The organism is Planctobacterium sp. R6 (assembly GCF_055755215.1).
The window spans coordinates 1-9,979 of the sequence record NZ_JBVTQY010000070.1 but is presented as its reverse complement, the minus strand read 5'-3'; the positions used below and the strand labels follow the sequence as shown (position 1 = coordinate 9,979).

Below are 9,979 nucleotides of genomic sequence, written 5' to 3'. Positions count from 1 at the left end.
TCACTCAAACCTGTCATCCACCCCCTGTCTAACAATACGAAAAACTGAGGCGACAACTATCCTGACACAGGGGGAAAGTATTCGTGTCCCGTACCGGGCGTCCCGATCAGGATATTCTGCGCACCGAATTGGGCTACGTCTCTGTGTATGCCGCTCACAAAGCCAAAGAAGTGGAAGAGGAGTTGTGGAACATATGTGGCGCAGGCGACATTGTAGATATCACCGATGAGGTGATGCGTCGTTATGGTTTTACCGACCAGCACATTCAGCAAAACCAGTCACAAGACAAGAATATTCTGTTGGCCGAATAACGGAAAAGCCAAAGGCAAAAAAGCCGATGCTCACACATCGGCTTCATTTATTCAGGGCATGGTTTCCGCTTCGTTGGTTTCCGGCTCCTCTACCGGCTCCAGGAAATACTCAAGTTCCCGCTTTAACCGGTCCGCATAAAAAGACGATACCTCAAACACCCACTGATTCTGCACTGCATTTTTATCCGGTGTATCCACCAGCACCAGATGTTGTGCTTCACTCTCGTACAGGGTCAGCACCGTGGCTTCACCTGACAGGGTATTGATGCTGACCTCTGACACCAAATTCCAGTTGTCTGTCGGTACAGGCCGTTGTTGTAGCAACGTCTGAAATTTCAGGTTCAGAATGTCATCAACAGAGTTTTCCAGGATAGTGTCATATTGCAGGGCTCTGTCTTGCGGTTGCTCAGCTAAAACCCAGGACTCACTGTCTGCTTCTTCGGCGGGTTGCAAGTTAATGTGCCACTGTTCGTTATAGCTTAGCCCGGTCACCTGAGATTTATCTATGGCTAATAATTGCTTGTTCAACCAGGCAAATTCATCGCCAGGTAATTCTATGTCGGTGCGGCTCAACCAGGTTTGCATTTGTTCCGGCTGACGCAGATAAATGCCCGTACCTGATGACGCCGTTTCGCCAAGTAATACCTGCCATTGCCTGTCAGCCGCTGCAATAGTTACTAAACGCGCCCCACTGTCCTGCTCGCTTAGATCACTTAAACCCAGTCGGGCAAAGTTTTCCGGTTTGGCAGTTTTAGCGCTATCTAACTGCGCTGACACCAGACTGTTCAGCAGCCTGATTATCTTGTCATTCTCCAGCGGATAATTGGCCTGATTAGCCGCTACCCATTGACCGTCGAGCTTTGAGGCATGCAGCAAAAGGCCTGAAGCGGCTTGCACAGAAAGTGAATCAACACTGTCGACATTTGCCTGTAGTTCAGGGAACAACAACTGGCTTTCAAACTCGCTTTGCCTGTCACCAGAGCTCAGCAACCAGCCCACCAGAATGGCGACCGCCGCCAGTGCGGCGATGATCAGATTAGACCTGGTCATATCACGCAGCTCCTTTTACACGAAATGTACGGCGCAAACCAAAGACGACAAATACCAACAGGATCGGAGCTACGATAATGTTGATGAGCTTCAATTGTGTACCCAATTGTTCGATGTCTTTGTCCAGTTGATGTCGCACGTCTCTGAGGGCTTTGCGGATCTCAATTTTCTTATCCATAAAACTGTCAATCGCGGCTTGTTGTTCAGCGTTTAAGACCATCAAGCCGTCTTCGCCACTGCCGGTTTGCAGCTCCGCTAACTGTTGTTCCGTTTCCGCCAGTTGTGCTTCCAGCGCCTGTTCCTGTTCACGGAATTTCGCTTCGGCCTGAACCGTCAAGGCCTCGACCTTGTCAAAAGGTCTGGCAAAGGTGCCTCTGCTGCGAATGCTGATCAACGCATTGTTACCCCCCAAGTTTTCAATGGCATTGGTGACAAACGCTCCATTATCCGCAAAAGGCGTGGCAATGGCTTGTCCGAAAAAATTCGCTTTGTTTACCCAGAAGCGGTCCGACAACATATCCGTATCCGCAACCAGTATCACATTCAGTTGCTCGCCTCGCGCCACAAATTCAGCGTCTGTTTCAAGCCCCTCAGGCACAGCATCAAATGCAGATCCCGCCGCACCACTGATGCGCACAGCCAATATCTTAACGCCGGTTTGCGACTGGTCGTACTGCTCAAAGAACTGTTCGGGATCGCGTGTCATCGCATAAGACATAGCATTGCCTGATGCGGCATATTCACTGGAATACAATAGTGGCTGAATATCAGTGGTGGCTTCAGGCAGCAAGTCAATAGCAGCAAATGAAGCACCATTAATGGAATCCAGGTTCGCCGTGGTGACATCTTCAGCGTCAAACTGGCTTTTTTGCAGGCCTACAAAGCCAAGGTGCTTTGTAACACCGCCCGTTTGGGTGCGAATATCCAGGCCCAACGCGGCATCCAGCACCACGTCATTACTGCTGACTGCAACCCCCCAGGGCTGCAATAGCTGGTTAATGTCAGAGCCGTTTGCCCCCGCCATACCTGACATTGCAGCCATGGGGTCGGATTCATGGTGACTGTCAACAAACGCCAGGATTTTACCGCCGCTCAGTGCAAACTGATCAATAGCGTAGAGTAAGTTGTCTGAGAGTCCCTGCGGATGGATCAGCATCAGCACATCTAATTCTTCAGGTAAATTGTCTGACGAGGTATCAATGGTTTCAACATCATAGAGTTGCTGAATTTGCTCGTATATAGTCCAGGGCGGATCAAATTGTCCGGTCATGGGATTTTGCCCACCAGTCATCGCGATACCACTGATAAGACCGACTTTCACAGCTTCGGGTTCACTCAGTTCATAAATCAACTGACTGAGTTCATATTCCAGAAATTGCTCTTTTTGTGGATCAAAAAAGCCAATCACTTTTTCATCGTCAAGGGCATTGGTACCGGCCAAACCTAAATAAATAGGATCAGTCCCCATGCCTGCAGAAGCAGCCGTTAAGCCATAGTCATTCGCCTGATCTTCAGCTTCAGAAAACGGCTCAGGGTCAATCAGGTGCAACTTAATCTTGCCATTTGCGGCTGATTCATATTCTTTGAGCAGGCTTTCCACCCGATCGGCGTAATTACGAATCGTGGTTAACCCTTCTGACGCCTTGTCGGAAAAGAAAAAATACAGATTTATCGGCTCGTCAATCTGAGTCAGGATGGCTTTGCTGCCATCAGACAATGAATAAACCTGGTTCTCAGTCAAATCAATTCGGGCACTTTTAAATATCTGATTGCTCAATAACACCAATGCAAAGAACAATACAGCCAGCAGTACATAAGTCAGTGTATTTGAAATTTTCATTAGTCCGCCTTCTTTTGTTCAATAATTACCAGGCTGGCAAAGAGCCAGATCCCAATACTGATACAAAAATAGATTATATTGTCTAAGGCCAGTACGCCTTTAGACATGCTTTCAAAATGCGCCAGGAAGCTGAATGAAGCGATGGTATCCACCATAAACGCCGGCAACCAGCCCTGAAACGCGTCCAGTACTACACCGGAGCCACTCAGAACAAACAGGAAGCAGATAACCACAGATAAAATAAAGGCAATTACCTGACTTTTAGTCAATGCCGACATGCAAATACCTATCGCCAGATAAGCACCGGACATTAACCAACTACCGATATAGGCAGCCAGGATGATGCCATTGTCAGGTTGACCCAGGTAGTTCACCGTTAACCACAACGGAAATGTCAGTAATAGCGACAATCCCAAAACCGCCCAGGCGGCCAAAAACTTCGCCAATGTCACCTGTAAGGTGGTAACGGGCAGTGTCATCAATAATTCGATGCTGCCGGATTTGCGCTCTTCCGACCAGGTGCGCATCGCCATGGCAGGCACCAAAAACAGGTATAACCAGGGATGAAAATTAAAAAAGGGCAATAAGTCTGCCTGACCGCGTTCGTAAAAGTTACCGATATAAAAGGTAAAAACGCCGGACAACATCAGAAAAATAACAATAAACACATAAGCTACGGGCGTTGCAAAAAAACTGGCAAACTCCCGCTTAAACAATACATTGACCATATTCATTATCCGGCCTCCTGCAGAGTGATGCTTCTGAAGACTTCATCCAGACGCCCCGCTTCCACAAACATTTGTTCAATTTGATAACCTTGCTCAGAAAAGTGTGCTTCCAGCGTGTGCAGGTGGATCTCCTGTTGGCCAGGGAATAACACCAGATTATGGTCATCGGTCCCCTTCTCCCAGGCAACCCCCTGCGGAATAGCCTGGGTAATATCGGCACCAATGACCTTATCAAGCGACAGGTTTATCGCCCGGTAGTACCGTGAATTTTGCAGTAAGGCCTGTGGCGTATCATCAAAGCACTTGCTGCCATTAGCGATAATCACCACGCGATTGCATACCGCGGTGACCTCTTCAAGGATATGGGTTGATATAATGACTATCTTATCTTTGGCGAGGTTTTTGATCAGATTTCTGACCTGATGTTTTTGATTCGGATCCAGGCCATCGGTGGGTTCATCCAGAATTAAAATGGCAGGATCATGTATCAGCGCCTGGGCCAGACCAACACGGCGCTTAAAGCCCTTCGACAGTGTTTCAATGGATTTATCTAATACCGATTGCAGTTCTACTTTTGCTACTACATCAGCAATCCGCGAATTGATTTGCGCTGTAGATATCTGCCGCACTTCTGCAATAAAACGCAAAAAGGCCAGTACTGTCATATCACCGTATGCGGGTGCGCCCTCGGGTAAATAGCCAATCTGGGCCTGCACTTTACCGGGTTCAGTGCGTACTGAACTGCCATTGACCAGGATGTCGCCCTCGTCCGGTGTTAAAAATCCGGTGATCATTTTCATACTGGTGGATTTGCCGGCACCATTTGGTCCTAAAAAACCCACCACATCTCCGGGACTGACATCAAATGAAAGCTGATTTACGGCGGTAAAATCAGCAAATCTCTTTGTTATATTTTTTACTGAAATCATGATTTTTCCCTAACGGATCTTGTTATCTTGACAAAAAATCAGTGGAAGATATGGCGCTATCAGGAAAAAATTCAAGCGTGTAGTGAGCAATCTTTGTTAACATCTCACCAACAAAATTCTGTAACCTTATTTAATCCCGTGCAACAGCAAAATTTCCCGGTTGAACCCATTGGCAAAGTGGTCGCCCCTTTCACTGAAAAATTCGCAGTACCCCGGCAGTCGAACTTAACGCCGTCGGTGCTCAGCCAGATTATTATCCATCCGCCTTATGGCGTTCCTGAAGCTTTTGCCGGTATTGAGGAATTTAGCCATATTTGGCTATTGTTTCGGTTTCATCAAAACCTGGAGCAAGGCTGGCGTGCCCAGGTGCGCCCACCAAGATTAGGCGGCAATAAAAAACGCGGTGTGTTTGCCACCCGCAGTAGTTTCCGGCCAAACGGCTTTGGCATGTCCGTTGTGCCTCTGATATCGGTTGAATCCGATGCGCAGCAGGTTGTGCTGAATGTCAGTGGTTTAGATTTGGTGAATGACACACCTGTCTATGACATTAAGCCTTACATTCCCTATGCCGATGCGCTACCAGAGGCCCGGGGCGGATTTGCTGATGAACGACCCGCCACATTGGCCGTTTGCGTTACACCGGCCGCCGCACAGCAATTGCAACAATTGAGCAATAACGCCAGCGCACTGACGCAGCAAGTTATTGAAGTATTGGCTCAGGATCCGCGCCCGGCATACCGAAAACTGGCAGATCAGGATACCAATCATTACGGTACTCACTTTGGCGGATTCAACTTCCGTTGGCATGTACAGGGCGATACCATCGAGATATTTGAAATCCGCCCGCTTTAACTGAATATTTTTACTAGGAACCTGGTGTTGCTCTGGTAAACTAAGCGGAATTTTGTCCATTATTGTTTTAATTATTTTTGTGTCAGCCGCCCGTGAGCAGCACCGGATACAAAAGACTTGAGTACAGGAAACCTCTACATCAATGCGTACCAGCCAATATTTACTTTCAACGCAAAAAGAAACCCCTGCCGATGCGGAAGTCATCAGCCACCAATTAATGCTCAGAGCGGGCCTGGTCAGAAAACTGGCTTCCGGGCTCTACACCTGGCTGCCTACAGGTTTGCGGGTACTGAATAAGGTTGCCCAAATTGTACGTGAAGAAATGAACAGTGCCGGTGCGGTTGAAGTGCTGATGCCGGTGGTACAACCTGCAGATTTGTGGCAGGAATCTGGTCGTTGGGAGGATTACGGCCCGGAATTGTTGCGCATCAAAGACCGCCACGAGCGTGATTTTGTATTAGGGCCAACTCATGAAGAGGTGATCACTGACCTGGTTAAAACTGAAGTGTCCAGTTACAAGCAACTCCCGCTGAACCTGTATCAGATTCAAACCAAGTTTCGGGATGAAGTCAGACCGCGCTTCGGCATCATGCGTGGCCGTGAATTTACTATGAAAGACGCCTATTCTTTTCACCTGACCCAGGATTGCTTATCTGAAACATACCAAAAAATGTACGACGCCTATTGCCGTATTTTCGAACGCATGGGGCTGGACTATCGCGCGGTGATTGCCGATACCGGTTCTATCGGTGGCAGTGTTTCTCATGAATTTCATGTCCTGGCAGAATCCGGTGAGGACGCCATTGCCTTTAGCACCGAATCAGATTTTGCCGCCAATGTCGAGATGGCCGAAGCCGGTGTAGTTGAAACCCCGTCAGATGCCGCGCAGCAACAAACCAGGATAGCCACCCCGGACATTAAAACCATTGATGCTGTCAGCCAGGCCTTACAGGTATCACCACAAAGTTGTGTGAAAACCCTGATTGTTAAAGTGGTGAGTGAAGATGCCACCCACTATGCCGCACTGTGTCTGCGCGGTGATCATCAATTAAATGATATTAAGGCCAGTAAGGCCCTACCCTGGTCAGGTGAAATGCAGTTTGCCAGCGACGCCGAGGTACAAGAGTTATGCGGTTCCGAGACAGGTTCTGTTGGTCCGCTGGGATTGAACATTCCGGTTATCGTGGATCGCAGCGCCGCGGCGCTTAAACATTTTGTGTGCGGTGCCAATGATACCGGCTTCCATGTTAACGGCGCGAGCTGGGAGTTAGTGGAAAATAGCCAAATTGCGGATATTCGCAACGTTGTGGCCGGTGATGCCTCTCCCGATGGACAGGGAACCATTGAAATAAAGCGCGGCATTGAAGTGGGTCATATTTTCCAGCTGGGTAAAAAATACAGCGAAGCAATGCACTGTGGTGTGTTGACCGAAAGTGGTAAACACGAAACCTTAACCATGGGGTGTTATGGTATTGGTGTGTCCCGAATTGTGGCCGCCGCCATTGAACAAAACCACGATAAATATGGAATTATTTGGCCTGAAGCCATCGCTCCGTTTAAATTGGCTATAATTCCTATGAACATGCACAAATCCCATCGCATTCAGGAAGCCGCTGAAGGCTTATATGCAAAACTGGATTCCGTCAGCGAACAGGTGTTGTTTGATGACAGAAAAGAGCGCCCCGGTGTGATGTTTGCCGATATGGAGTTATTGGGTATCCCCCATGCCATTATCATCGGTGAAAGAAATCTGGACGAAGGCAAGTGCGAATATAAGAATCGCCGCACAGGTGAAAAACAACTGGTGGATTTAGCTGGTCTGGAAGATTTTTTGAAAAACCTGATAAGCTAAAATCCAGGGATACACACCGGTTGATTTGAGCTGTTCCCGGTGTGTAAATTAACAGTGAAAACGATAAAGGACGTTGCGAATGTCACTTTCTTCTTCGACAGCTCTGAAGTTTGGTTTGCTGATAACGGCGTGGTTCGGAGCCAGTGGCTCTGTCCATGCTCAATCTGACAGGCAACCAGCAAAATCCCCCACTGTGGCAAAGGGCACCACTGCCACCACTGTCGATGCCAAAATCGCGCAGTTACAAACCCTGATCCAACAAAAACAATTTCAACAGGCCTTTGATTTATCCAATGCGCTGATGGCTGACTGGGGCGGTGAGCCGGGATACGATTTACTGGCCGGCCAGGCCGCTTACGGTGCTGGTTATTTTCAGGAAGCCGTGTTTGCCTTTGAACGGGTATTAATTGTTAAGCCCAATGTTTTGCTGGCTCGCCTTTATCTGGCTTTTAGTTATTTTCAGGTAAAAAACCTGGGCGCAGCGCAAAAGGAACTCACCAAGTTATTACAGGAACAACTCAAGCCCGAAGACGCGGCCAAAGTCAGGGAATATCTGGCTCGCATTACCGAACTCAGGGCCAGGTCGGTAGTCAATCACGCTGTTAACCTGAAACTGGGTTATGGCTATGACTCAAATGCCAACAGTGGTACCACTTTGGATAATCTGAGTAATATTCCGGTGGAAAGCCCGTTTTACCCCATTATCGGCAGTCTGGACGAATCCAGTCTGGAGCAAAGTGATCACACCGTAGATGCAGCCCTGAATTACGTTTACAACCGCAAACTCACGCAAAAAAGTGATCTCAGCTTTAATGGCAGTTATGTCAATACCCGCTACCGGGAGCAATCTCAATTAGACAGAGAGATACTCAGCCTTACCGGCAGCTACAAAGATGAATATTGGGGGGCATTGTTCAATATTTCTGGTTTTGCACAACCCATGATGCTGGATGGTGAATTTTATCGCGGCGCCTATGGCCTGGCCATGGATGCCACCTGGTTATTGTCTGACAAATGGCAATGGCTATGGGGTCTGAGCTACACCTCAGTAAATGTAAATAGCAATGATGACCAGGACATTCATCAATATGCCTATCGCACTCGCTTTACCTACATGGGTAGTAAAATTCATATGTTCGAGCTGGGATATGGCGATGACGATGGCAAGCTGGACAATCCGGTGAGCATCAGCAATGGCAAAGACTTTTGGATCCTAAGCTATACTTTAGTGTATCCGGTAAGCAACAAGTGGCTGATTATTGCCAGCAGCAGTTATCAGGATATCGAACATGATGGTATCAATCCGGCAATTGGTGTATTGCGGGAAGAGGAGAGCTTTACGGCGCTGCTTAACGTGGATTATTTATTGAGTGCCAAATGGAAAATTTCAGGCTCCCTGAGTTATACCGACAAGGACAGCAGTGTAGAAATTTACGCCTATGACAGAGCTACGGCCGGGTTATCTGTTACCCGTAGTTTCTAAATTTGGTGATTTGGCGCATGAATAGTGTGAACCAATTCATTTTTACGGATGATGTTATTTGAGTTAATCCCAGATTATCCGAAACTATACTTATAGCCAGTCCAAAACCACTGGCCTGTTTACCCAATAAATAGTGAAGGTTTTGGAAAATTAAATGTGAGATTCAGCGCATGCGTTTTAAATTGTCGTTAATTGCCCTTTCCCTGTGTATCAGTTCCCATCCGTCATTGGCCCTAAGCCCTGCCGGCAAGACTATGATAGCCCGAGGTGATGTGAAAGCTTACGAGGAAGAGGCTGAGCAACGAAAACTGAAACGACGGGCGCCGATTTACAATGTCGATACCGTGACCACAGCAGAAAAAAGCAAAGCACAGTTTCGCATGACTGACGGTACATTACTGGCACTCAAAGAAAATACCACATTACTCATCTCTGAGTATCAATATCAGGAAAATCAGGATGGTAACTCCGCGGTACTGGAGTTAGTAGAAGGCGGACTGCGTTCGGTAACCGGAGCCATTAAATCCAATAATGGCCAATATGAACTGAAAACGCCGGTGGGTTCTATAGGTATTCGGGGTACCCACTACGAAATTGAAATCATTCAGGGAGAAGTTTTTATCGCCGTTTGGGATGGTGCAGTCGATGTCAATGTTGACGTTGGCGGTGGCAATAACGAGGTATCATTAGGCGAAGGTGAAGATTACTCCTATGCACAAATTGATGAGAACGGTGAAGTCACGGAATTACTTGAGCCACCGGAAAATTTCTCAGAAGGCCATTCGTCTGAACCAGAAGATGAAGAGGAATCCGATGAATCTGACGAATCTGACGAATCCGACGAATCCGACGAATCCGACGAATCTGACGAATCTGACGAATCTGACGAATCTGACGAATCTGACGAATCTGACGAATCTGACGAATCTGACGA

Annotated in this window: 9 protein-coding genes; 5 read left to right on the top strand and 4 right to left on the bottom strand. The window is 47.7% G+C overall.

Annotated elements, in window-relative coordinates:
* Positions 1-83 precede the first annotated feature (83 nt).
* Complete coding sequence (locus tag AC0J20_RS22595) at positions 84-311, top strand: hypothetical protein (protein WP_473023474.1); 228 nt, start codon at positions 84-86, stop codon at positions 309-311.
* 51 nt (positions 312-362) lie between these two features.
* On the opposite strand, the gene AC0J20_RS22590 is transcribed toward AC0J20_RS22595, so the two are convergent.
* Genes AC0J20_RS22590 through AC0J20_RS22575 form a run of 4 tightly spaced genes read right to left on the bottom strand, consistent with a single transcriptional unit; the run spans position 363 to position 4,858 of the window.
* Positions 363-1,361 (bottom strand): DUF4340 domain-containing protein, encoded by a 999-nt coding sequence (locus AC0J20_RS22590; protein WP_473023473.1) that lies wholly within the window; start codon positions 1,359-1,361, stop codon positions 363-365.
* 1 nt (position 1,362) lies between these two features.
* On the bottom strand, positions 1,363-3,201 hold the full coding sequence (locus tag AC0J20_RS22585; protein ID WP_473023472.1) for a GldG family protein: 1,839 nt from the start codon (positions 3,199-3,201) through the stop codon (positions 1,363-1,365).
* Entirely contained in the window at positions 3,201-3,935 is a 735-nt protein-coding gene (locus tag AC0J20_RS22580) for an ABC transporter permease subunit (RefSeq protein WP_229529270.1), read from the bottom strand. The genes AC0J20_RS22585 and AC0J20_RS22580 overlap by 1 nt, the downstream gene beginning before the upstream one ends.
* Positions 3,935-4,858 (bottom strand): ABC transporter ATP-binding protein, encoded by a 924-nt coding sequence (locus AC0J20_RS22575; RefSeq protein WP_473023471.1) that lies wholly within the window; start codon positions 4,856-4,858, stop codon positions 3,935-3,937. The genes AC0J20_RS22580 and AC0J20_RS22575 overlap by 1 nt, the downstream gene beginning before the upstream one ends.
* A 27-nt stretch (positions 4,859-4,885) precedes the next feature.
* On the opposite strand from AC0J20_RS22575, the gene tsaA reads away from it, so the two are divergent.
* From tsaA to AC0J20_RS22555, 4 genes are all read left to right on the top strand, one after another.
* On the top strand, positions 4,886-5,710 hold the full coding sequence (gene tsaA, locus AC0J20_RS22570) for a tRNA (N6-threonylcarbamoyladenosine(37)-N6)-methyltransferase TrmO (protein ID WP_473023470.1): 825 nt from the start codon (positions 4,886-4,888) through the stop codon (positions 5,708-5,710).
* Positions 5,711-5,852: 142 nt separating this feature from the next.
* Positions 5,853-7,562 (top strand): proline--tRNA ligase, encoded by a 1,710-nt coding sequence (locus AC0J20_RS22565; protein ID WP_473023469.1) that lies wholly within the window; start codon positions 5,853-5,855, stop codon positions 7,560-7,562.
* Positions 7,563-7,641: 79 nt separating this feature from the next.
* Positions 7,642-9,045, top strand: coding sequence for a hypothetical protein (locus tag AC0J20_RS22560; protein WP_473023468.1), 1,404 nt, complete (start codon positions 7,642-7,644; stop codon positions 9,043-9,045).
* A gap of 170 nt (positions 9,046-9,215) precedes the next feature.
* Positions 9,216-9,979: FecR family protein (locus AC0J20_RS22555; RefSeq protein WP_473023467.1), on the top strand; the 764-nt coding region annotated here is incomplete at its 3' end.